Raw genomic sequence first — 22,153 nt, forward strand, 5'->3', positions numbered from 1 at the left:
GGCTAGTTCCAGAAGCGGAACTCCAGCTGTCCCAGTTGAGCCAGCAGCGGATCGCCGCCGATCACATCGAAGATCGAACCCGTCAGGCCGAACAGCGTGTCACTCAGAATGGTGATTCCCAGCTCAGGCAGCCCGAGCAGCAGCGCGAACAACACCAGGGGCGCCCACGGGCGCGCGATCTGGCCGTAACGGCGGGCCTGATACGGCAGATAAGGCTCCAGCGCCCCGTAACCATCGAGGCCGGGAACCGGCAGGATGTTGAGCACGAAAGCGATGATCTGTACGTACGCCAGGTACGACAGTCCGATGGCCAGCCCCAGCGGCGGCTGGAAGAGCGAGACCGACATCACCAACAACGCCCCGAGCACCAGGTTGGTCAGCGGGCCCGCCAGGGACACGGCGGATTCGATGCCCTTGGAGCGCAGTGCGTGCCGGTTGATCCACACGGCACCGCCCGGCAGCGGGATACCGCCCGCGAGCAGGAGCAGCATCGGCAACAGCAGACTGAGCACCGGGTCGGTGTATCGGCGGGGGTCCAGGGTCAGATAGCCCTTGGCGCGGACGGAGTGATCGCCGCCCTTGAGCGCGACGGCCGCGTGGCCGAACTCGTGCAGGCAGAGGGAGACCGCCCAGCCGCCGATGACCAGCAGCACGATGCCGGTCGTCACCGCGATCTGCTGCTCGATGAGGGTCAGCAGCGCACCGGCGATGGTCACGCCGACGATGGCGAGGAACAGCGGGCTCGGCCGGACTCCGGATCGCATCACCAGGCCAGTGTGTCCCATCGATTGACCCGTGTGGGCGACACTGCCCGGCGTATCGACGCCGATGGCCCCCGAATGGTCCAGTGCCGGCGGCCGACACCGCCGTCCGGACGCTGCCGGACAGCCGAACAATCCCCCATTCGGATGAGTTCGGCTTGACCCCCTGCGGTTACACAGGTGTAATCACATCGGTGTCATTCGGCGTCCTGGAGAGGGGCGACGGGTGGCGTCCGCCAACCGGGGAGTGCGGAAGGCGAGGAGGCGGACGTGCACGAATTCGAAGAGAACCGTGCGGCGGATCGGAGAGACCTTCAACTTGGGGAGTTGGAAGGCATCACCGATCTGTTCGACACGGGGGATGAGGAACAGGATTGGCAAGAGCGTGCACTATGTGCGCAAACCGATCCGGAGGCGTTCTTTCCCGAGAAGGGAGGATCGACCCGGGAGGCCAAGCGCATCTGCGCTGGCTGTGAGGTGCGTGCCGAGTGTCTGGAATATGCACTGGCACACGATGAGCGCTTCGGAATCTGGGGCGGCCTCTCCGAACGCGAGAGACGCAAATTGAAGAAGCGGGCCTCCTGAGGGGTCCGTCACGCTCGTCATCTCGGCCGGGTGGGCCTGCCCGAGATGATGAGCTCGCCTTCGTGGCAGTGGCCCCGGATCGTCCCTGGGAAGATGGTCCGGGGCTAATTCTCCTCGGCATCGAGGTTAAATCGGCTTCAAATTCTCAATCGTTGAACCGGGCGCTTCGCCTGGGGCGAGTAGCGATTCCCAAGATGTGAATCGTTGCTGATTTCGAGCGGCAATTCGCGAATGCTATTCGTGAACCGGCTGTCGTCCGATGGCAAAGACGGATGGTGGTTGGCATCCGAGTCGGCGGGTGGGTGGCCCAGTCTCCCGGCGAGGTAACCCGCGTGGTGGTCAGTCCTCGGGTGGGGTGGGGATGACCCGGAGGTGTGGGTGAGGCCGGGGGCCCCGCGAGATGGTGCCCTCGACGGCCTCCGGTGTTCGCTCGGCCCGCCCGGCCTCGCGGACGGCCTCGGCCAAGGCCGTCAGGTCGTCGACCGTGGGTTGTGGGATCGCGAACTCGCCCTCGTAGCGGACGACCTCCCACCCCTTCGGGGCGGTCAGGCGCATCGCATGCGCCTCGCACAGGTCGTAGCTGTGGGGTTCGGCGAACGTGGCCAGCGGTCCGACGACGGCCGTCGAGTCCGCGTACGCGTAGGTGAGCGTGGCGACAGCCGGGTTCGTACACCCGGTTCGCGAGCACCGTCTCACGCTCCGCACAGCGGCGACCATAGCGCCCTTCTTCCTCACCGCGTAGCAGCCACGCGGATGACACTTGTTCATGACATCTTCCAGGTCGCCGCAACCTGGTCTCTTCTCGCCCCGCCGCGCACCGACACACGTCGGTTCGCCGAGGTGTCCGCCGAATACGGCGTACCCTCGGCGCCGTGGTGGCAGCGCACGGTTATCAGCGACGGACGCGGTCGCGTCGAGATCGCCGCGGACGAGGGCTTCGGGGCGCACTGTATCCGCCGTCGACCCCCGCCGCACGAAGTCGATCGGAGAAGTTCGATGCGTTGGTCCTCGAGACCCTCGAACCGCTCGAACAACGGTGGCGTACCGAGCTGACCCAGCTCGACGTGGCGGTCGACGACGTCCCGGAGTTGACGGCGGAACCGCACAGCGAGGCGGAGCAGGGCGTCGACGTGGTCGAGGACGGCCGGGTGCCGCTGGCCAGGCTGATCCCGGCCGGGGTCGATCGACGGGGCGTGCCGACCAGGGCCCGCATCGTGCTCTACCGCAGACCCCTGGAGGCCAGGGCCCAGGACGGGATCGATCTCTCCGACCTGGTGCACGACGTGCTGGTGGAACAGGTGGCCAGCTACCTCGGACTCGACCCCGACGTGGTCGACGGGGAGTCCTGAGCCGAGCGCGACCGGACATCGTATGCGTCATCTGTCGATCACAGACCGCACCGACCCACGCGGCGACATCGGCGACGCCGGTAGGCTGCTCCTAGGCAGGGTCGGTGGCCACTTCAGGCGGGCCCGCAGACGAGGGAGAGTGGCGTGCACGACCTGTCCGGCATCGTCAAGGCGTACGACATCCGCGGCGTGGTCGACGAGCAGCTCGATGCAGCCGTCGTCCGAGAGATCGGAGCAGCGTTCGCCCGGTTGGTGAGTGCGCCCGAGATCGCCATCGGCCACGACATGCGGGACTCCTCGCCCGGACTCGCGGCGGCCTTCGCCGAGGGCGTGACCGATCAAGGCGTCGACGTCGTCGAGATCGGCCTGGCCAGCACCGACATGCTGTACTTCGCCTCGGGTCACCTGGACATCCCCGGCGCGATGTTCACCGCCAGCCACAACCCGGCCCGGTACAACGGGATCAAGCTCTGCCGAGCGGGCGCGGCGCCGGTCGGACAGGACAGCGGTCTGGCCGAGATCCGCGAGATGGTCGAGAACGGCGTGCCCGGTTTCGTCGGTCGCCGAGGCACCGTCAGCTCCCGTGACCTGCTTGCCGAGTACTCGGCCTACCTGCACGAACTGGTGGATCTCTCGAATTCACGGCCGCTGACGATCGTGGTCGACGCCGGAAACGGCATGGGCGGACACACCGTCCCCGAGGTCTTCAAGAACCTGCCGCTGACCGTCGTGCCGCTGTACTTCGAGCTGGACGGCAGCTTCCCCAACCACGAGGCCAACCCGCTGGACCCGGCCAACATCGTCGATCTGCAGGCGAAGGTCCGCGAGATCGGCGCCGACGCCGGTCTGGCCTTCGACGGCGACGCCGACCGCTGCTTCGTGGTGGACGAGAACGGCGACCCGGTCTCGCCCAGCGCCGTCACCGCCCTGGTGGCCGTGCGCGAACTGGCCAAGGACCCGGGCGGCACGATCATCCACAACCTGATCACGTCCAAGGCCGTGCCCGAGATCGTCACCGAGCACGGCGGCAAGCCGGTCCGCACCAGGGTCGGCCACTCCTTCATCAAGCAGAGCATGGCCGAGACCGGCGCCATCTTCGGCGGCGAGCACTCCGCCCACTACTACTTCCGCGATTTCTGGCGGGCCGACACCGGCATGCTCGCCGCGATGCACGTACTGGCCGCGCTCGGTGAGCAGGCGTCGCCGCTGTCCGAGCTGACCAGCGAGTACAGCCGATACGTCGCCTCCGGTGAGGTCAACTCCACGGTGGCGGAGCCCACGCAGCGACTCGCCCAGGTCCGCGCCGCCTTCATCGACCGGGCAGGCGCCACGGTCGACGAGCTCGACGGTCTCACCGTCCAGCTCACCGACGGTTCCTGGTTCAATGTGCGTCCCTCGAACACCGAGCCGCTGTTGCGGCTGAACGTGGAGGGCCCGGGGGAGACCGAGATGGTCCGACTGCGAGACGAGGTCCTCTCGATCGTCCGAGGCTGATGCGGCGACGGACGAAGAGCGTGGCCCGCTGACCCGAACCGGCTAGGAGGAACCGTGTCCCTCACCCTCGATTCCCGACTTCTGGAAGTGCTCGCCTGCCCCTGCCCGGAGCACGGCAAGCTGCTGGTCGGCACCCCGCAGGACTCCGAGGCCGAGTTCTTGACCTGCACCAGCTGTGACCGCCGGTTCCCGGTTCAGGACGGGATCCCGGTGTTGTTGCTCGACGAGGCGATCCCCGGGCCGGGTACGCCACCACCGGCTTCGAGCCCCGAGGTTTCGACGAGCAGGTGATCGAGATGCTCGACCGCGATATCGGCGAGGTGCTCGACGACGCGGCACTGCTACAGCGGGCCGATGGCGTCGGGCTGCTGCGTGGCGGCGCCACGGCGGGCGCACAGATTCGTTCGACCCAGGAGAGCGCACTAGAGGCGAACCTCGCTGCCCATATCGAGGACCGGCCTAGGGCGCTGGTGCTGTTGTGCCGCTCCGCGATCGGTGGAGCGGCGGCGCGAATCCTGACCGCGTTGCTCGGCCCGAGCTGCCCGGTTCCCGTCGTGTGCTCCGAGGTCGTACCCGCCTGGGTGGGCCCGTTGGACGTCGTGGTCGGGCACATCGAGGACGGCCACGATCCAGTGCTGGCCGAGTCGGTGTACCGCGCGGCTCGACGTGGCACCCGGCTGCTGTTGACCCTGCCGGAGGACGGGCCGGTCGCGGCGGCCGCCTCGGGTAGCGCGGTCCTGCTGTTCCCCCGGGTGACGACTCCGGACGGGCTGAGCCTGCCGAGGGCGCTGGCCGCAGGCCTGCTCGCCGCACGGGCCCTGGGCCTCGTCGATGTCGACCTCGACCGCATCGCCGACGGCCTCGACCGGGAGGCGGAGCGGGACCACCCCGTACACGAGACCTTCGTCAATCCAGCGAAGTTGTTGGCTCTTCGACTGTCCGACCGGATTCCGCTGCTCTGGGGTCTGGATCCGGTGGCGACCGCCGTGGCGGAGCACGCCGCTCATTCGCTGGCGTCCTTCGGCGGTGTGGTCGCCGATACCGGGGATTTCCGCAATGCCGTGCGGCGGCCCGCGCTGTATCAGGCGGTGGCCGGTCAGGCGCAGAGCATGGACATCTTCGCCGACCCGGACGATCAGGTGGCGCCCCGGCCGCGAGCATTGCTGTTGTCGGTGCAGCGTGGCGACGAGGCGATGGCCTTGGCCCGACATGCGACCGATGCGGTACCCGGCGGCGAGATCGTGTCGCCCGAGGCCGATGACAGCAGACCGGGCGGTGACGGTGATGTGCTGGGCGCGCTGTCACTGGCCACCAGATTCGACCTATGCGCCGTGTATCTCGGCTTGGCCACCGGAGCCCTGGGCGGTTCCGGTGAGCCCGCACTGGCAGGCCGCTGAACCGCCTGCACTGCGCATCGTGCATGCAATCGCGTCAACCGCGGACTAGGGAACGAGTGACCGAAGTGGACCTGCTGCGCAACCCCGTGCGTCCCTACGCCTGGGGATCTCGGACCGCCATCTCCACCCTGCTCGGGTTGCCGGTGCCCGCGCCGCATCCCGAGGCCGAGCTGTGGCTCGGTGCGCATCCCTCCGATTCCTCGACCCTGGTGCGAGCCGATGGTTCCGAAGCGGCGCTCGTCGAGGTGCTGCACGCCGATCCGCATCGCCAGCTCGGGCAGGCCTGCGCGCAGCGGTGGGGCGGCAGGCTGCCGTTCTTGATGAAGGTGTTGGCGGCCGATGAGCCGCTGAGCCTGCAGGCGCATCCCTCCGCAGAACAGGCGGCTGAGGGCTTCGAGCGGGAAGAGCGGGCAGGCGTGCCGCTGGACGCCTCGGAGCGCAATTATCGGGATCGCAGCCATAAGCCCGAGCTGATCTGCGCGTTGACCGAATTCCATGCCCTGGCGGGTTTCCGGGATGCGGACCGGACCGTCGAGCTGTTGAACGAACTCGATGTCCCCGAGTTGGCGCACTATGTGGATCTGTTGGCGGCCGTGCCGGGGCCGGAGGGTCTCCGGGCTCTGTTCACCACGTTGATCACGCTGCCGCAGGCCGCCGTCGACGCGCTGTTGCCGCCGGTGCTGGACGGCTGTGTCCGGCATCTCCAGGCGCACGGGCCCTACGACCGGGAATGCCGCACGGTGCTGGAGTTGGGCGAGGCCTATCCGGGTGATGCCGGGGTGCTGGCGGCGTTGCTGCTCAACCGGATCGTACTGGCGCCGGGCGAGGCGATGTACCTGCCTGCGGGGAACCTGCACAGCTATCTGCGCGGCACCGGTGTGGAGATCATGGCCAACTCCGACAACGTGTTGCGTGGCGGCTTGACCCCCAAGCACGTCGATGTGCCGGAGTTGATGCGGGTGCTGGATTTCCGGGGCGGCGACATGCCGTTGCTCACCGGGGAACGACAGCGGGACTGCGTCACCGTGTACCCCACCGAGGCCGTGGAGTTCGAGCTGTCCCGGCTGGACTGGGCCGAGCGTGCGATCAATCCGCTGGGGATCGTCGACGGCGATGGTCTGGCCGGTACCGATGTCGGGGATTCGACGGTGCGACTGGAACCGGTCGGCCCGCAGGTGTTGTTGTGCACGGCGGGCCGGGTTCGGCTGCTGGCCGAGGACGGCGGCACGCTGACGATCTCGCGCGGTCAGGCGGTGTGGCTCGCGGCCGCGGATCCGGCGGTCGAGGTCGTGCCGGTGGAATGCGACGAATCGGGACGAACTCAGGTCTTCCACGCCACCGCGCCGTCCTGACGTCAGGTCGTTGTGCCATTGACCACCTGATTCGGCGGCGCGTTGGCCTGCATTGGGCCTGCGTAACGACCAGACTCTTGTACTGTTCGTGAATTTCCCTCCATGGGGACGAACGGTGAAGGAGGCTGGAATGCGAAGCGACCTGCGACGAACGAAATCCATCGAGCAGTCGATCGCGGACACCGATGAACCCGGTAGCAGGCTTCGCAAGGAGCTGACCGCGTGGGATCTGATCGTCTTCGGCGTCGCGGTGGTGGTCGGTGCGGGTATCTTCACCCTCGCCGCCCGGACAGCGGGCAACATCGCGGGTCCATCGGTGTCGTTGTCGTTCGTGCTAGCGGCGGCGACCTGTGGGTTGGCCGCGTTGTGTTACGCGGAGTTCGCCTCCACGCTGCCGGTCGCGGGTTCCGCTTACACGTTCTCCTACGCCACGTTCGGCGAATTCCTGGCCTGGATCATCGGCTGGGACCTCATCCTGGAGTTCGCGCTGGCGGCGGCGGTGGTCAGCAAGGGCTGGTCCGACTATCTCCGCGAGATCTTCACACTGGTCGGCCTGGACGTTCCGACACAGATCTCGCTGGGCGGCCTGCAGTTCGACTGGGGCGCGGTGCTGTTGGTCGTCGTGCTGATCACCCTGCTCGTCCTGGGCACCAAGCTCTCCTCGCGGGTCAGCCAGGTGATCACCGCGATCAAGGTCGCCGTGGTCCTGCTGGTGATCGTCGTCGGCTTCGCCTACGTGCGTGCCGAGAACTACACCCCGTTCATCCCGCCTGCGGCGGGCAGCGCCGAGGGCGGTGGATCGGGCCTGGATCAGTCGCTGCTGTCGCTGTTCTTCGGGATGGAGACCAGCACCTACGGGGTGTTCGGTCTACTGGCGGGGGCGTCGATCGTCTTCTTCGCGTTCATCGGTTTCGACGTGGTGGCCACGACGGCCGAGGAGACCCGCAATCCGCAGCGCGACGTGCCTCGGGGCATTCTCGGCTCGTTGGCCATCGTGACAGTGCTCTACGTGCTGGTCGCCTTGGTGCTCACCGGAATGCAGCCCTACACCGAACTGGCCACCCCACCCGGCGGTGACGACGCGACTCTGGCGACGGCCTTCGCCGCCAACGGCGTCGATTGGGCGGCCGCGGTGATCTCGGTCGGTGCGTTGGCCGGTCTGACCACCGTGGTGATGGTCATGATGATCGGCCAGGTCCGGGTGCTGTTCGCGATGTCGCGCGACGGGTTGGTGCCCAAGTCGCTGTCGCCGACCGGAACCCGGGGTACTCCGGTGCGCGCCACTCTGCTGGTCGGCGGGGTGGTCGCGGTGATCGCGGGCTTCTTCCCGGCTGGCGCGCTGGAGGAGATGGTCAACGTCGGCACGCTGTTCGCCTTCATCCTGGTGTCGGCGGGAGTCATAGTGCTGCGCAAGACCCGGCCGGACATCAAGCGCGGCTTCCGTGCCCCGTTGGTGCCGTTGGTGCCGATCCTGGCGATCCTGGCGTGCATCTGGCTCATGTTGAACCTCACCGCGTTGACCTGGGTTCGGTTCATGATCTGGATGGGGCTCGGCGTGTTGGTCTACTTCGCCTACGGCCGAAGCCATTCCGTGCTCGGTATCCGAGAGCGGGAACGGGAGCGAGCGGCAGGCCCGGAGGGGCTCGGGGGTGGAGTCGACAAGTAGTACGCAGGGCGTCGTCCACCTCGGGTCGGAGGTGGACGGCGCCCTGTCGATCCCGCTGGGTTCAGCGCAGGAACGTGTTCTCGCTGAAGTCGTCGTCTTCGTCGTCATCGCGCCTGCGACTCGGGCGGCGAAGCGGCGGGGCGCCCGGCGGAGTGCTCGGGTGGGGAACCGGCGGTCCGGACATCGCGGCGCGCTTCTCCTCGTCGATCTCCCGCTGGATCTCGTCCTCCTGCCGCCTGCCCTCCTCCTCGGCTGCGGCGCGTTCCTCGTCGCTGAGGTTCTGATAGATCTCGGCGAACCGGTTGATCGCCGGCGCCGCAGCCCTGCCGAACGCCTCGGTGCCCGCGATCTCGCGGAGCCCCTTCTTCCCGGCGACCACATCCTCGAGCAGAGCCCGCAGGGCCGGATCGGCCGCGCTGTCGCGTGCCGCCTTGACGGTCCGCATGAGCCGTCGCGATCGCGCTTCGTCGCCGCCCGCGATGTCGAGCATCGGTTCGCGTGCTTCTCCCGGTTGCGTCATCGTCAGTCCACTCCTGGATGGTCGTAGGCCGCGCCCGGCATCGGAATCGTCGAGCTCACCTCGAGCGAGGTGGTCATCGCCTGCACGACGCCGGTGAGTCCGTACACCGCGGTCATCATCCAGCCGATGGCCTCGACGACCTGCGCCCACTTGCCCAGGGCCTTGATGACGGTCAGTGCCATGGCGGCCAGTCCGGGGATGGCGCCGACGCCTGCGGTGGGCGCTCCCGCAGCCGCCGCGACGATCGCCTCCAAGGCAAGCTCGATGACCAGATCCAGCGTCGCCGAGATCAGGCCTTCAAGGGTTTTGATCGAGAAGTAGATGCTGTTCTTGAGTTCGGCCAGGCCCGCGGCGGCCTCGGCGATCGCGGTCTGCTGATCACGCAGGACCTCCGCCACCCGACCGAAATACTCGCCTGCGGCGGAGGCAGCGTTGCCCTCCCAGGCCAGTCCGGGGATCAACGCGTCCATGTTGGCGGCGAAGTCGGCGTGGAACTTCTCGGCGTTGAGCACTGCGGACTCGGCGAGGCCGACCTGTTTCCAATCGCCTATCACCCATTCCGAGAACCAGGTGACCGGGTCGACGTCGATGAACGTCTTGCAGGCCTCACGCACCCACGCGGTGACCGAGAACAGGTCGGTGAAACCGAGCACCTGTTCGGTCCAGGTGGGCATCGGAGCGGTTTCCTCCGGCGCCGTTAATCGATCGGCGGGATTGAGATCCGACATCGGCTAGTCCTCCTTTCCTGGCTCGCGGGTCATTCGGAATCGAAGCGGTATTGGCCGGAATAGGATTCGTCGAGTCGGCGGGCCTCGGTCGTCTCGGTCTCCGCGTACTGCTCGCCCGCGCTGCGCAGTTCCGCCGCCGATTCGGTCATGAGGGTGCTCAGCCAGAGGTAGTTGCCGGACAGGTTGGTGGCCAGCTGTGTGCATGCCTCGGTAAATGCGCCGAAGACCAGGCCCAACTCGCCCGAGGACACCATGACGTGCTCCATGATGTATTCGGAGGCGGCAGTTGCATGCTCAGCATGATCAGCGAGTATGTCGTGTCCCGTGTTGATCAGCGTGTTCGGATCATCCAACTGATAATCGGACTCGCTCATAACCGGCCTCCCGATTCGATCTCAATGCCGGGGTTGCCGCCTGCTCGTCGGCTGAGCAGGTCGGTTTATCGGCTGTCGTGAGAAAATCGAATTGTTTCACCGGTGATACGGACTGCTTCTGTGTCGGCCGATCGTCCGTCAATTCGATCGGGCCGGAGGCGAAAGTCGATAATCGGTGGCGGTCGAGCAACCGTCATCGTGAGCACGCGGCCGTTGGGTGACGGCGGTTCGGCGCGGCGGAACCGGGAACCCCCGAGGCGCTGGGTCACCGCGCGGCTCATCGCGACCGGGTCGGTGGCACCGAGAAGCACGAGGGCCGCCCCGGTCACCCGGAGCGGCCCTCGGTCTCGTTGGTACCGATCAGGTCTTGCGGCGCCCCGGCAGGTCGCCGCCGCGCTCCCACGGGGTGCTCTTGCCCCGGGGTGCGTCCGGAACGATCGGCTGACCGTTCTCGTCCGTGGCGGGTGCGCCCGAGCGTTTCGCGGCCTTGCGACCCGCCTTGGTGTTCGGGGCCTCCGTGGCGGTCGGCTGGGTGGGCACCGGGGCTTCGCCGTTTCCGGCGGGCAGAGCGGGCGCCACCGTCGTCTCCGCGTCGGCGGGCGCGGGCGCCGGGTCGACCCTGGTCACCAGAATCGTCGGCGTCTGGGCCTCGTCGTCGGCTTCGCCTGCCAGCTGGTCGTCGAACTCGTCGACGGTCTCGGTGTGCTGGCGGACGCCCGCCAGCAGACTCGAGTACTCGCCGGCCTGGCCACGCGGCGGTAGTTCCAGCCCGGCGGCGATCGCCACGGCCCGATCCCACTCCGGATCGGAGTTGAAGTCGTTGTGGCCGGACACCCCCGGATTCCACCGCCTGCCGGTGAACGGTCCGCGCGCCGGATCCGGCAGCCAGTGGTCGCCGCCCAGCACCAGGGCGCCGCTGGGGCTCCTGGTGGCCGAGGGCAACGGGCCCTCCGTGCCATCGCCCCGGAAGCCGACGCCGATGAGCGTGCCCTCATACACCTGGCGGTTCCAGGTGGTGACCCCACCGCCGAGCGGGTCGGTGCCACGACACAGCGCCCGCCAACGGCCGGACAAGGATCCGGACAGCTCGCGAAGCGACTCATGCGGCACCACGGCGGGAAATGCGCGGGGGAAGGCCCAGTGGAGTTGCGAACCGGCGGTCACCAGGCCGATGCGGCTTCGATCGGACTCGGGCAGGTTTCGCAGCAACCTGCCCGCCGCCACCGCCGCGAGCAGACTGCCCTGGCTGTGACCGACCAGCACCACCCTGGTGGCCGGGTCCCGAAGGTGTTCGGTCGCCCGGTGCACCAATTCAGGGACCACCTTCAGCGCGTAACACGGCGGCACCGTCGGGTGAGCCTCCCGAGGCCAGAAGCAGGTCAAATCGGCCAGGACGCCCAGCATCCTGGCGGTGTTCGGCCTGCTCTTGGCGAGATACACCGTCCGCAGCAAGGCCAGAGCCAACACCGCCAGTGCGATGACGCCCACGGTGGCCAGCGGTTCCAGCCAACCGGGGACATCGACCCCCGCCGCCCGTTGGATGATCGAGACGGCGGTGCCCAGGGTCAGCACGGCGGCCACCGCCAACAGTGCGTGATGCAGGTGCTGTCGTTCCAGATTCGCCCACCACCAGGCGCGGGCGGCGGTTCGCCGATCCTCCGGCCGCCCGGCGTGCAGCAGGGTGGCCTCGGCCGGGGCAAGCCGGTCGTGGTGCTCGGCCAGCCAACGCCGGGTCAGCACCACCGGGACGAGAACCGCCAGGGTGGCCAGACTCAGCACGGCCGCGGCGCCCCAGAGCACCGTGATCGTCTCGTAGGCGGCAGGCGGCGTCAGATGGTCCGAGCCGAGGATCGTGACGATCGTGAGGGCGACTCCGGCACCGAACCCGGCGCCGAGCATTCCGGACATGGCCAGCACCGGGGCGGCAGTCCAGCCGCCCGCCCACGGCCGCAGATTCCTCGGGCGGCTCGCCCAGATCGGTCGGGCGGACCACGCTGCGGGAGCGAGCAGGATGGCGAAGATCAGGGCGCAGCCGACGAACACCGCCGAGATCACATCGATCGTCCCGCCGGTGGCCAAGGTGGGCGGTAGCGGTGCGATGACCACCGCCGAGGCCAGCAGCACCGCGCCGCCCAGCGTCACGAGGATCTTGCGCGGGATCGCACCCAGCACCATGCGCAGCCGTCGTGACGGTGCGGCGCCCGGGTGCACCGGGTCGTCCAACAGCAGCACGCCGATCAGGCAGAGGACGAACAGGCCGATGGCGGTCAGCCAGATCTGGGACGCGGCCGCCGTCAACGGACCGTTGACTCCGCCGGTCGCCATCGCGGCGGCCGTGGCCAGTGCGCCAGTGGTGTGCAGCGAGCGCAGCGCCGGGGTGTCCGGGTCGGCCTCCACCGCGTCACCCGGCAGCACGGTGCTCTGTGCGGGCGGCGGCGGGGCGTCCGCGCGGAGACCGCTGAGCCCGGCGACCGGGTTCGCTCCTGCGCCTGCGTCCGCCTTGTTGACCTCCCAGTCGACCTTGCCCACCTGATGCAACAGCACCACCAGTAGCGCGGGCGGGACGAGGCCGATCGCGATCCGGACCTGTTCGCCGCGCAGCCATTCCGGTGCCACCCCGGCCAGGCAGGCGCCGCCCGGTTGCAGGCATTGCGCCGCGATCAGGTCGAGGCTGATGACGGTCACCTGCGCAACCAGCAACGCCGTCAGCAGCAGCGCGGCGACCCGCAGCAGCGCCCGCAGCGCATGGCCGAGCAGGAACCCGAGTTTGCTGCCCGCTCGGGCAGGCGGCAGCATCCAGTGCGCGACATTGGCCATGGCGAAGGGAAAGAGCAAGGCCCAGGCGGCTTTGGCGAGTCCGCCGGAGGTCATCCGACCCCACAGATAACCCTCCACGATGCGGGGCACCGGCCGGGTGGTCGTCTGCAGGACCGGGCCCGGAGCCGGTCTGCGCAACCGGTCCGCGGGTCGCACGACTCGACCGAGGCCGTCGCCCGCGACCTCCACTGCGGCCACCGAGTCGGTGAGGCGTTCCGGGGTGGTGCCGAGAATTCCGTGTACCCGCAACTCGATGACGCGGGTATCGGGGCCGGGAATCGCCACGACTGCTCGCCCTCCTGCCACGTCTTGATCGCCGGAGTCGATTATCGACGCTTCCAGCGCACTTCGGGGTAATCCTCCGTGATCTCTTGACTCCTAGCGAGCACATGGGGTTATCGGCGTGGCGAGCGGTACTGTGCCGAGGCAGAACCGACTGGGGTTGAGGAGCCGTGGGATGAGTGCCGAGAGGTTGCAGAAGCGCGCCGGGATCGACTTCGCGGTAGCGGACCTGTCACTTGCCGATTTCGGTCGTCGGGAGATCCGACTCGCCGAACATGAGATGCCTGGTCTGATGGCGTTGCGCCGCGAGTACGCCGAGGTTTATCCGTTGAAGGGGGCCCGGATCTCGGGCTCACTGCACATGACCGTTCAGACCGCCGTGTTGATCGAGACCCTCGTTTCGCTGGGGGCGGAGGTCCGTTGGGCTTCCTGCAACATCTTCTCCACGCAGGATCACGCCGCCGCCGCGATCGTCGTCGGGCCGCACGGCACGGAGGAGGAGCCCGCCGGGGTGCCGGTCTTCGCCTGGAAGGGCGAGTCGCTGGCCGAGTACTGGTGGTGCACCGAGCAGATGCTCACCTGGCCGGACGGCAAGCACGCCAACATGGTTCTCGACGACGGCGGCGACGCCACCATGTTGCTGCACAAGGGAACGCAGTACGAGCGGGCCGGTGTCGTGCCGCCCGCCGATGAGTCCGACAGCGACGAGTTCAAGGTGTTCCTCGATCTGCTGCGTGCCTCGCTGGCCGCGGACTCGGGGAAGTGGACCAAGGCGGGCGAGGCCGTTCTCGGCGTCACCGAGGAGACCACGACCGGTGTGCTGCGGCTGTACCAGTTGGCCGCGCAGGGCGAACTGCTCTTCCCCGCGATCAACGTCAACGACGCCGTCACCAAGTCGAAGTTCGACAACCGCTACGGCATCCGCCACTCGCTGATCGACGGCATCAACCGGGGCACCGACGTGCTCATCGGTGGCAAGGTCGCCGTGATCTGTGGTTACGGCGATGTCGGCAAGGGTGCCGCCGAGTCGTTGCGGGGCCAGGGCGCCCGCGTCGTGGTCACCGAGATCGACCCGATCTGCGCGCTGCAGGCCGCCATGGACGGCTACCAGGTGAGCACGCTGGCCAACATCATCGACCAGGCCGACATCGTCATCACCACGACCGGCAACAAGGACGTGGTGACGGTCGAGGACATGGCCCGAATGAAGCACCAGGCGATCCTGGGCAACATCGGCCACTTCGACAACGAGCTCGACATGGCCGGGCTGGCCCGTTACCCCGGTGTGCACCGCATCGAGATCAAGCCGCAGGTGGACGAGTGGGTGTTCCCGGACGGGCACTCGATCATCGTGCTGTCCGAGGGCAGGCTGCTGAACCTGGGTAACGCCACGGGACATCCCTCCTTCGTCATGTCGAACTCCTTCTCCAACCAGGTGATCGCCCAAATCGAGCTGTTCACCAAGAACAAGGAGTACGACCGCGAGGTCTTCCGGCTGCCCAAGAAGCTCGACGAGAAGGTGGCGCTCATCCACCTGGAGGCGCTCGGCGGTGAGCTGACCCGGCTGACCAAGGAACAGGCCGAGTACATCGACGTGGACGTCGACGGTCCGTTCAAGGCCGATCACTACCGTTACTGATTCCGCGCTGGTGGCATGCGGTGGGTGTCACGCTCCAACAGGGGCGTGCGCCGGCCGATGAGGCCCGCCGGCTACGGTGACCGCCGTGAGTCGCTTGATCGTGATCGAGGGCATCGACGGCGCCGGGAAACGGACCCTGGCCGACCGATTGCGCACCGGGCTTGCCGCTCGGGGCGCATCGGTCGGCATGGGCGCATTCCCGCGCTATGACCAGGACGTACACGCTGATCTCGTCCGGGACGGGTTGCACGGCAAACTGGGCCCACTGGGCGACTCGGTCTACGGAATGGCGGTCCTCTACGCCCTGGATCGCCGGGCGGGGGCCGTGGAGTTGCGTGCGGCGCTGCGGGCCAACGACGTGGTCCTCATCGACCGGTATATCGCCTCGAACGCCGCCTATGGCTCGGCGCGACTGCACGAGCCGGTCGACGGCGAGTTCGTGACCTGGGTGCACGATCTGGAGGTCGATCGATTCGGCCTGCCAAGACCCGACCTACAGGTACTGCTCTCGGTACCGACCGAGACGGCCGCAGCCCGTGCCGTCCATCGTGAGAACACCGAGGCCGACCGGCAGCGGGATCTCTTCGAATCCGATGGCGGTCTCCAGGACCGCTGCGCCGCGCGCTATGCGGAGTTGGCCGCCGCATCGTGGCTGTCGCCCTGGGTTTCGCTCGACGGCGCGCTGCCGGTGGACGTGGACGGGCTGGTGGATGTCGTACTCAGCTGAGCAGGACCCGATCGAACTGGTGCGCGGACTGCTGGCCGAGGTGGCCGAGCAGACCGGCTTCCCGTTGGCCTCGTGGGCCCACGAGGAGCACGGGGTCCATGTCATGATCGACGTCGAGGCCCCGAACGAGGAGGCGACGAGCCTCGGGATGTGGGTGCTCGGTGCGATCGTCCTCGTCTTCCTCGACATCGAGCAGCCGGTGGAGTTCGACCTGCGCTCGACGGAGGAACAGGCGCGCTTCGTCGGGCTGCTGACCGCGGTGGTGCTGGGCACCGTCGAGCTGGAGGAGACCGTCGAACGTTCGGCGGTCCGGCCGAACTCGATTCGCTGGCCCGGTGGCTCGGCGGAGTTGGTGGGCGACCGACCGGTCATCTCCCGGCAACTGTTGCCGCGATTCCTGTTGCGCCGGGCGGAACCCGAGCAGCGGGTCCGGAAGCTGGCCCCCTGGTCACCCGCCTGATCTGTCCGGATTCGGCCGGTTCGCCCGTCCTCCGACCAGCGGTGTACTCCGGGTAGGTAGATCAAGTCGAGACATGTGAGTCGGTAACATTCTGGTGCCCGCTTGCGGTGTAGATCATGGTGACACCGATGGGTGACCAAGGTCACCTCAAGTGAGTGTGGGGGGCACGCGTGGATAAAGATCAACGGGTCGGGGGACGACGATTCGGAAACGCTGAGGCCGCTGCGCAGCGGGTGCTGCGGGGCAGGTCAGGCTCCAGTGCGACGATATGGGGCATGAAGTCGCGTGTATTGGTGGTGGACGACGACCCGGCGTTGGCGGAGATGCTCACCATCGTCCTTCGGGGTGAGGGCTTCGAGACCGCGGTCGTGGGGGACGGGGCACGCGCAATGCCCGCCATGCGCGAGTTGAAGCCCGACCTCGTTCTGCTGGACTTGATGCTGCCGGGGATGAACGGCATCGATGTCTGCAAGGCGATCCGCTCGGAGTCGGGTGTCCCGATCGTGATGCTCACCGCGAAGACCGACACGGTCGACGTGGTGCTGGGCCTCGAATCGGGTGCCGACGACTACGTCGTCAAACCGTTCAAACCGAAAGAGCTGGTGGCACGGATCCGGGCGCGCCTGCGCCGGACCGAGGCCGAGCCTGCCGAGACACTGGGCATCGGCGATCTGACCATCGACGTGCCAGGGCACGAGGTGACCAGGGAGGGCAGGCCGATCCAGCTGACTCCGCTGGAGTTCGATCTGCTGGTCGCGCTGGCCCGCAAGCCCCGACAGGTGTTCACCAGAGAGGTACTGCTCGAGCAGGTGTGGGGTTATCGCCACGCCGCCGACACCCGGCTGGTGAACGTCCACGTGCAGCGGTTGCGTTCGAAGGTCGAGCGGGACCCGGAGCACCCGGAGGTCGTGCTCACGGTGCGTGGCGTCGGGTACAAGGCCGGTCCGCCGTGACCTGAGCCAACTCGTCGGGGCCTGCTCGACGTGATCGCGTGCGGGTTCGCCGGATCCGCGACGAGGGGTTCGCGCCCGTCGTCGATCCGGTCCGTGCGCGGTGACTCCGGCCTCGACTCGGCCACCGGCAGCGCCTCTCTTCGGTGAGCGCTGTCGGCGCATCGTGCCGTCCGGTGGGCCGCTGCTGCGGTGATTTTCCACTCGATCGAGTGGAAAACAGGCGTGGACGGGCTGCTGAGGACGGCACGGTCTGATTACAGGCTTCCGCCTGCGCTGGGCACTCTGGTAAAGCCTGCGGTGGCAGTGGGCCAGGGATGAGAAGAGCAGAGGCGGGCTAGCGGTGGGCGTCGGTACTGCGCGAGGGACTGCGGCGGGCCGCGCCATGGTTCGGTGGTTCCTGCGGACCCGACGGCTGGCTAGAAGACGGTTCGCCGCCTTCGCCACGCTGTGGCGGCGCTCCTTGCAACTACGCGTGGTGATCAGCACCCTGGCGTTGTCCTCGGCGGTGGTGTTCGTCCTCGGGATGGTCCTGCAGGCCGAGATCACCAACCGGCTGTTGGAGGGCAAGCGCACCGCAGTACAGACCCAGGCGTACTCGAGCCGGGACACCGTCGAGCGGTTGCTGGTCAACGTCAACCCCAACCGCGATGACTTCGAGGTCTCGCTCAGCAGCACGCTCAACGACCTGAGCAGCAGCGACTCCACCGAGGACTCCACCCGGCCGCGAGCGGGTGTGTTCGAACCCGTCATCATCGACGGCCACGGCCCCGCCCGCTGGGAGGACGACCAGATCGCGGTCGGCCGATACGAGGATGTCCCCCAGGAACTGCGCACCCAGGTCGAGGACGGCGCACTCAGCTACCAGATCACCACCGTGGTGCGGGAGCACCAGGCGGTCCGGATGCTGGTCATCGGCATCCCGGTGCAGACCACGAACCGCTACGTCCAGCTCTATCAGCTCTATCCGCTGACCAACGAGGAGCAGACGATCGGGGTGGTGCAGAGCACCCTCATCCTCGGCGGACTCGCCATCGTGTTGCTGCTGGCCGGGGTGACGAACCTCGTCACCAGACAGGTGGTCCGGCCGGTGCGGCAGGCCGCCGTGGTCGCGGAGCGCTTCGCCGAGGGCGATCTGGACGACCGGATGCGGGTGGTCGGCGAGGACGAGGTTGCCAGGCTCGCCGAGTCCTTCAACGAGATGGCCGCGAGTCTGCAGGACCAGATCCACCGGCTGGAGGAGTTCGGCACCCTGCAACGCCGATTCACCTCCGACGTCTCCCACGAGCTGCGGACGCCGCTGACCACGGTGCGGATGGCGGCCGACGTGCTGCACGCCTCACGGGACCAGTTCCCGATGGGCTTGGCCCGCTCGACCGAATTGCTGGTCAACGAGCTGGACCGGTTCGAATCGCTGCTCGGCGATCTGCTGGAGATCAGCAGACACGATGCGGGCGTGGTGGACATCAGCGCCGAGACGGTCGACCTTCGATCCTCGGTCGAGAACGCGCTGGAAGCCGTTCGCGGCCTGTCGACCAATGTCGGCGCCTCCATCGAGGTCAACCTGCCCCCGCATCCGGTGCTGACCGAGATCGACTCACGTCGCATCGAACGGGTACTGCGGAACCTGCTGGCCAACGCCGTGGATCACTGCGAGGGCAACCCGGTCGTGGTGACGCTGGCCGCGGACCGCAATGCCGCCGCGATCACCGTGCTGGACCGGGGCGTCGGACTGCGGCCCGGCGAGGAGGAATTGGTGTTCAACCGCTTCTGGCGGGCCGATCCCTCCCGGAACCGACGTACCGGCGGCACCGGCCTCGGGCTGGCCATCAGCCTGGAGGACGCCAGGCTGCACGGCGGGATGTTGGATGCCTGGGGCGAGGTCGGGGTCGGTGCCTGCTTCCGGTTGACCCTGCCGCGCCGCATCGGCGAAGAGGTCAACGGCAGTCCGCTGCCGCTGCCACCGATCGTCGAGGGGCGTTCTATCGCCACCGAGGTCGAGCAGACGCCGCCGGAAAGCACCGTTGGGGACTCGGTCGCGGACGCCCTACGCTGGCAGGCGGCCGATGAGGAGACCGAATCGTCCGCGCAGCCCCCGGCCGATCCACTGCATTCGGCGCCGACACCTCCGGACGAGCCCGATCGACAACGGGAGGCCGACGGATGGGACGACGGCCGCACCACGGCACTCGGCGAGGGGGATTCGAGATCATGAAGCGGATGACCGGCGGGAACCGACTCGTCGTGCTGCTGATCGCTGCGTCGATGTTCGCCGTCGCAGGCTGCGCGGCCATCCCGGACTCCTCGACGCCGATCAAGCTCGAACAGGTCGTCGAGGGCGGCCGTGCCTCCACTCCCGAGCCGCCCGACAGCCAACTCAGCGCCGTCGAACTGGCCAGGAGCTTCCTCGCCGACAGCGTCGACCCCGACGACGACCACCGGGCCGCGCGCATGCACCTCACCGCCGAGGCCGCCGATTCCTGGAACGACGACGTGAGCGTCAGTCTCTTGGCGAGCAACTACAACGCGATCGATGCCCCAGACCAGGCAGTAGCACCGGAGGAGGGGACGGCGGTCGTCGAGGTGTCCGGCTGGGAGGTCGGAATCCTCAACGAGTTCAGCGCCTTCGAGCCGCGCCGCGAACGCAAGGAGTTCCTGCTGCCGATGCGGTGGACCGACGACGGCTGGCGGATCACCGATCCCCCGCCCGGCGTGGTGATCCCCTTGACTGATTTCCGTGATCACTACCAGCCGGTCCAGCTCTACTTCTTCGCCTTCGACCGGCCGGGGCTGGTGCCGGAACGCCGCTATCTCCCGCCCGCGACGAACAGCAGCCAGCCGGGGCAGATCGTCGAGTTGCTCAAGAAGGGACCGTCGCCCGCCTTGCAGGGCGCGGTACACGAGGTGCTGCCTGCGGGCGTCAATATCCGGCATGCGGTGGCGGAGAACGAGGAAGGTGCGATCGAGATCGATCTCACGAGCCTCGGCGAGTCGCCCTATGAGGAACGACGACAGATGGTGGCGGGGTTGGTGTTCTCCCTCCAGTCGTTGCGGCCCACCCCGGTTCGGGTCCTTGTCGAGGGCGTGGACGTGCTGCCGGAGCGGTCGGAGTGGCATCGCGAGGACTTCAACGATCTGCGCAGAGCGACCGTGCCGGATCACGATCTGCCCGGGCTGGTCGTTCGGGACGGCCAGGTGCAGACCTTGGTGGCGGTGGGCGAGGAGCCGGTCCCCGGTCCGGCGGGCGATGGTGCCTATCTGGCCCGCAGCGCCAGCCAGTCGGTGACCGGGTCCAACCTCGCCGTGGTCGGCGACGACGGCATGGGTGGTCGCAAGCTGTGGGCGGGCGAGTACGGCGCCGAGCTGAACCCGGTGCCGATCGAGGCGAGTTCGCTGACCAGGCCGACGTGGCGGGCCGGTGATTCCGAACTATGGACCGTGGCCGACGGCCGGACGGTGTTGCAGGTCGTGGGCACCGGCGAGGGCGGCTGGCAGGCCCATGAGGTCGCGGCAGGCGAACTTCGGGAATACGGCGAGATCAGCGCGCTGCGCTTCGCCTTCGACGGCATGCGGGTGGTCGCCGTGGCAGGCGGGAAGCTTCTGGTCGGCGCGATCGTCAATTCGGGCGGCAAGCCGAGGATCGGCAATCTGCGAGAACTCCTGCTGCCGGGCAATCCACAGGCTCAGGGCCCGTCGGTCACGGCGGTGAGCTGGAACAGCCCGTCGACCGAGTCGTTGGAGGGCGATCTGCTGGTGGTCGCCACCGAGAACCCGGAGGCCCCGGTGGTGCGCTTGCAGGAGGACGGGCTGGACGGCCGGACCTATCAGGCGACGAACCTGAACCCGCCGATCACCGAGATCACCGCGTTCCCCGGGCGGGACGTCATCGTGGCCGACGAGAACGGCCTGTGGACCACCTCCGACCTGAACGGATATTGGAAGCAGCTGCTTCGGGTCTCCGGCGCCAGCGTGGTGCCCTCGTATCCGGGCTGAGGCCGAGTCGCCGTTCGCTCTCCCCGCGCCCGCCGGGCCGAGTATCGGCGCAGGCTGCACGTGATCAAGGCGCCCCGGTGGGGTGCTCAAGGCCCCTCGGTCGGGTGATTGGCGGGCGGATCGGTATCGCGTTGGACCCCGCATCGGTAGGAACGGACGCCGTGCGGCAGGCGAAGGCTGCCGCGAGACGTGTTGTGAACTTCTGAGGATGGGCGATGTCTGCGCCGACACTGAATCATCAGATCACCGGATACGACGCCAGGCAGGCGTACGGCATGGCCAAAGCGGCCGAACTGGCCTACGAGGACCCGAGTCGGATCGAGAGCACCGCCGCCGAGTGGGGCTTCGACCGAATTAGGCATCACCACTCGACGTTTGCACCGCCGTTCGCGCTCAGCGACACCCAGGCCTACACCATGGCGAACTCGACGATGATCGTGACGACGTTCCGGGGCACCGAGCCGGTCGAGTTGCGCGATTGGCTGTCGGATGCGACCACTCCGCCCTGGCGGGGACCGGGCAACACCGGTTTCGTCCACTATGGCTTCGCGGAGGCATTGCGCGCGGTGTTCCCGGCAGTGCGTTCGGCCATCGACGAACTGCGCGACGCCGAGCAGACGGTGTGGTTCACCGGGCACAGCCTCGGCGGCGCACTGGCCATGTTGGCCGCGGCCTGGCTGGAGTTCGAGAACCCACGGCTCGCGGCGGACGGCGTGTACACCTTCGGTCAGCCCCGTACCTGTGACCGCACGCTGGCCGATGCCTACGACCGGGCGTTGGCCGGACGTACCTTCCGGGTGGTCAACAACAACGACATCGTCGCCCGGGTTCCACCGGAGCCGGTGTTCCATCACGTTGCGGCCCCGAGGTACCTCGACTCTGCGGGACGCGTCCACGAGTCCATGCCCTTGGTGCCGGGCCTACTCGATCGGGGCCGCGGACTGACCTCGGACCTCTTCGCCCCGGCCAGCGATGGAATACGGGATCACCTGATCAAGGCGTACGTGGCCGCCTTGGAGAAGAACCGCCCGTGACGGCGGCTCCTCCCGCACCCGGCGC

Annotated in this window: 20 protein-coding genes; 14 read left to right on the forward strand and 6 right to left on the reverse strand. The window is 68.0% G+C overall.

From position 1 onward, the window contains the following. Window positions 1–2: 2 nt before the first annotated feature. On the reverse strand, window positions 3–767 hold the full coding sequence (locus BKA25_RS03860; protein ID WP_069852064.1) for a site-2 protease family protein: 765 nt from the start codon (window positions 765–767) through the stop codon (window positions 3–5). 321 nt (window positions 768–1,088) lie between these two features. On the opposite strand from BKA25_RS03860, the gene BKA25_RS03865 reads away from it, so the two are divergent. Further along, window positions 1,089–1,346, forward strand: a complete 258-nt coding sequence (locus tag BKA25_RS03865) for a WhiB family transcriptional regulator (protein ID WP_172803927.1) — start codon at window positions 1,089–1,091, stop codon at window positions 1,344–1,346. A 339-nt stretch (window positions 1,347–1,685) separates the two neighbouring features. On the opposite strand, the gene BKA25_RS03870 is transcribed toward BKA25_RS03865, so the two are convergent. Beyond that, window positions 1,686–2,051 (reverse strand): DUF3499 domain-containing protein, encoded by a 366-nt coding sequence (locus BKA25_RS03870; protein WP_184285075.1) that lies wholly within the window; start codon window positions 2,049–2,051, stop codon window positions 1,686–1,688. Between the two features lie 167 nt (window positions 2,052–2,218). Between BKA25_RS03870 and BKA25_RS03875 the strand changes: the two genes are divergently transcribed. From BKA25_RS03875 to BKA25_RS03900, 6 genes are all read left to right on the forward strand, one after another. After that, complete coding sequence (locus tag BKA25_RS03875; RefSeq protein WP_084643375.1) at window positions 2,219–2,695, forward strand: metallopeptidase family protein; 477 nt, start codon at window positions 2,219–2,221, stop codon at window positions 2,693–2,695. 144 nt (window positions 2,696–2,839) lie between these two features. Next, the gene (locus tag BKA25_RS03880) at window positions 2,840–4,189 is read left to right on the forward strand and encodes a phosphomannomutase/phosphoglucomutase (RefSeq protein WP_069852061.1); all 1,350 of its coding nucleotides are present in this window, start codon (window positions 2,840–2,842) and stop codon (window positions 4,187–4,189) included. 54 nt (window positions 4,190–4,243) lie between these two features. Continuing rightward, complete coding sequence (locus BKA25_RS03885; RefSeq protein WP_069852059.1) at window positions 4,244–4,480, forward strand: Trm112 family protein; 237 nt, start codon at window positions 4,244–4,246, stop codon at window positions 4,478–4,480. A gap of 5 nt (window positions 4,481–4,485) precedes the next feature. After that, window positions 4,486–5,586: a phosphoheptose isomerase family protein gene (locus BKA25_RS03890; RefSeq protein ID WP_069854055.1), complete on the forward strand. Its 1,101-nt coding sequence runs from the start codon at window positions 4,486–4,488 to the stop codon at window positions 5,584–5,586. 65 nt (window positions 5,587–5,651) lie between these two features. After that, the gene (gene manA / locus BKA25_RS03895; protein WP_069854054.1) at window positions 5,652–6,938 is read left to right on the forward strand and encodes a mannose-6-phosphate isomerase, class I; all 1,287 of its coding nucleotides are present in this window, start codon (window positions 5,652–5,654) and stop codon (window positions 6,936–6,938) included. 130 nt (window positions 6,939–7,068) lie between these two features. Continuing rightward, window positions 7,069–8,604, forward strand: a complete 1,536-nt coding sequence (locus BKA25_RS03900) for an amino acid permease (protein WP_069852057.1) — start codon at window positions 7,069–7,071, stop codon at window positions 8,602–8,604. Window positions 8,605–8,665: 61 nt separating this feature from the next. Here BKA25_RS03900 and BKA25_RS03905 read toward each other — a convergent pair whose 3' ends face one another. The 4 genes from BKA25_RS03905 to BKA25_RS03920 all read right to left on the reverse strand — a co-directional run bounded on the left by BKA25_RS03905 (window position 8,666) and on the right by BKA25_RS03920 (window position 13,328). After that, the gene (locus tag BKA25_RS03905) at window positions 8,666–9,124 is read right to left on the reverse strand and encodes a hypothetical protein (protein ID WP_069852055.1); all 459 of its coding nucleotides are present in this window, start codon (window positions 9,122–9,124) and stop codon (window positions 8,666–8,668) included. A 2-nt stretch (window positions 9,125–9,126) separates the two neighbouring features. Then, the gene (locus BKA25_RS03910; RefSeq protein WP_157421268.1) at window positions 9,127–9,852 is read right to left on the reverse strand and encodes a hypothetical protein; all 726 of its coding nucleotides are present in this window, start codon (window positions 9,850–9,852) and stop codon (window positions 9,127–9,129) included. Between the two features lie 29 nt (window positions 9,853–9,881). Continuing rightward, the gene (locus BKA25_RS03915) at window positions 9,882–10,226 is read right to left on the reverse strand and encodes a type VII secretion target (RefSeq protein WP_069852051.1); all 345 of its coding nucleotides are present in this window, start codon (window positions 10,224–10,226) and stop codon (window positions 9,882–9,884) included. 360 nt (window positions 10,227–10,586) lie between these two features. After that, window positions 10,587–13,328 carry a hypothetical protein gene (locus tag BKA25_RS03920; RefSeq protein WP_069854053.1) on the reverse strand — a complete coding sequence of 914 codons (2,742 nt, stop codon included), beginning with the start codon at window positions 13,326–13,328 and terminating at the stop codon, window positions 10,587–10,589. Between the two features lie 172 nt (window positions 13,329–13,500). On the opposite strand from BKA25_RS03920, the gene ahcY reads away from it, so the two are divergent. From ahcY to BKA25_RS03955, 7 genes are all read left to right on the forward strand, one after another. Next, the gene (ahcY, locus tag BKA25_RS03925) at window positions 13,501–14,964 is read left to right on the forward strand and encodes an adenosylhomocysteinase (RefSeq protein WP_069852049.1); all 1,464 of its coding nucleotides are present in this window, start codon (window positions 13,501–13,503) and stop codon (window positions 14,962–14,964) included. An 85-nt stretch (window positions 14,965–15,049) separates the two neighbouring features. Then, window positions 15,050–15,691 carry a dTMP kinase gene (locus BKA25_RS03930; protein ID WP_157421267.1) on the forward strand — a complete coding sequence of 214 codons (642 nt, stop codon included), beginning with the start codon at window positions 15,050–15,052 and terminating at the stop codon, window positions 15,689–15,691. Continuing rightward, a complete protein-coding gene (locus tag BKA25_RS03935; RefSeq protein ID WP_069852045.1) occupies window positions 15,675–16,151 on the forward strand; it encodes a hypothetical protein in 477 nt (158 codons plus the stop codon). The genes BKA25_RS03930 and BKA25_RS03935 overlap by 17 nt, the downstream gene beginning before the upstream one ends. Before the next feature lie 275 nt (window positions 16,152–16,426). Further along, window positions 16,427–17,104: an MtrAB system response regulator MtrA gene (gene mtrA / locus BKA25_RS03940; RefSeq protein WP_069852043.1), complete on the forward strand. Its 678-nt coding sequence runs from the start codon at window positions 16,427–16,429 to the stop codon at window positions 17,102–17,104. Window positions 17,105–17,486: 382 nt separating this feature from the next. Further along, the gene (gene mtrB, locus BKA25_RS03945; protein ID WP_069852041.1) at window positions 17,487–19,316 is read left to right on the forward strand and encodes an MtrAB system histidine kinase MtrB; all 1,830 of its coding nucleotides are present in this window, start codon (window positions 17,487–17,489) and stop codon (window positions 19,314–19,316) included. A gap of 5 nt (window positions 19,317–19,321) precedes the next feature. Then, complete coding sequence (locus tag BKA25_RS03950) at window positions 19,322–21,094, forward strand: LpqB family beta-propeller domain-containing protein (RefSeq protein WP_172803862.1); 1,773 nt, start codon at window positions 19,322–19,324, stop codon at window positions 21,092–21,094. A gap of 215 nt (window positions 21,095–21,309) precedes the next feature. Then, on the forward strand, window positions 21,310–22,128 hold the full coding sequence (locus tag BKA25_RS03955) for a lipase family protein (RefSeq protein ID WP_069852037.1): 819 nt from the start codon (window positions 21,310–21,312) through the stop codon (window positions 22,126–22,128). The last annotated feature ends 25 nt before the right edge of the window (window positions 22,129–22,153 follow it).

Source organism: Actinoalloteichus hymeniacidonis, assembly GCF_014203365.1.
GTDB classification, from domain to species: Bacteria; Actinomycetota; Actinomycetes; order Mycobacteriales; family Pseudonocardiaceae; genus Actinoalloteichus_A; species Actinoalloteichus_A hymeniacidonis.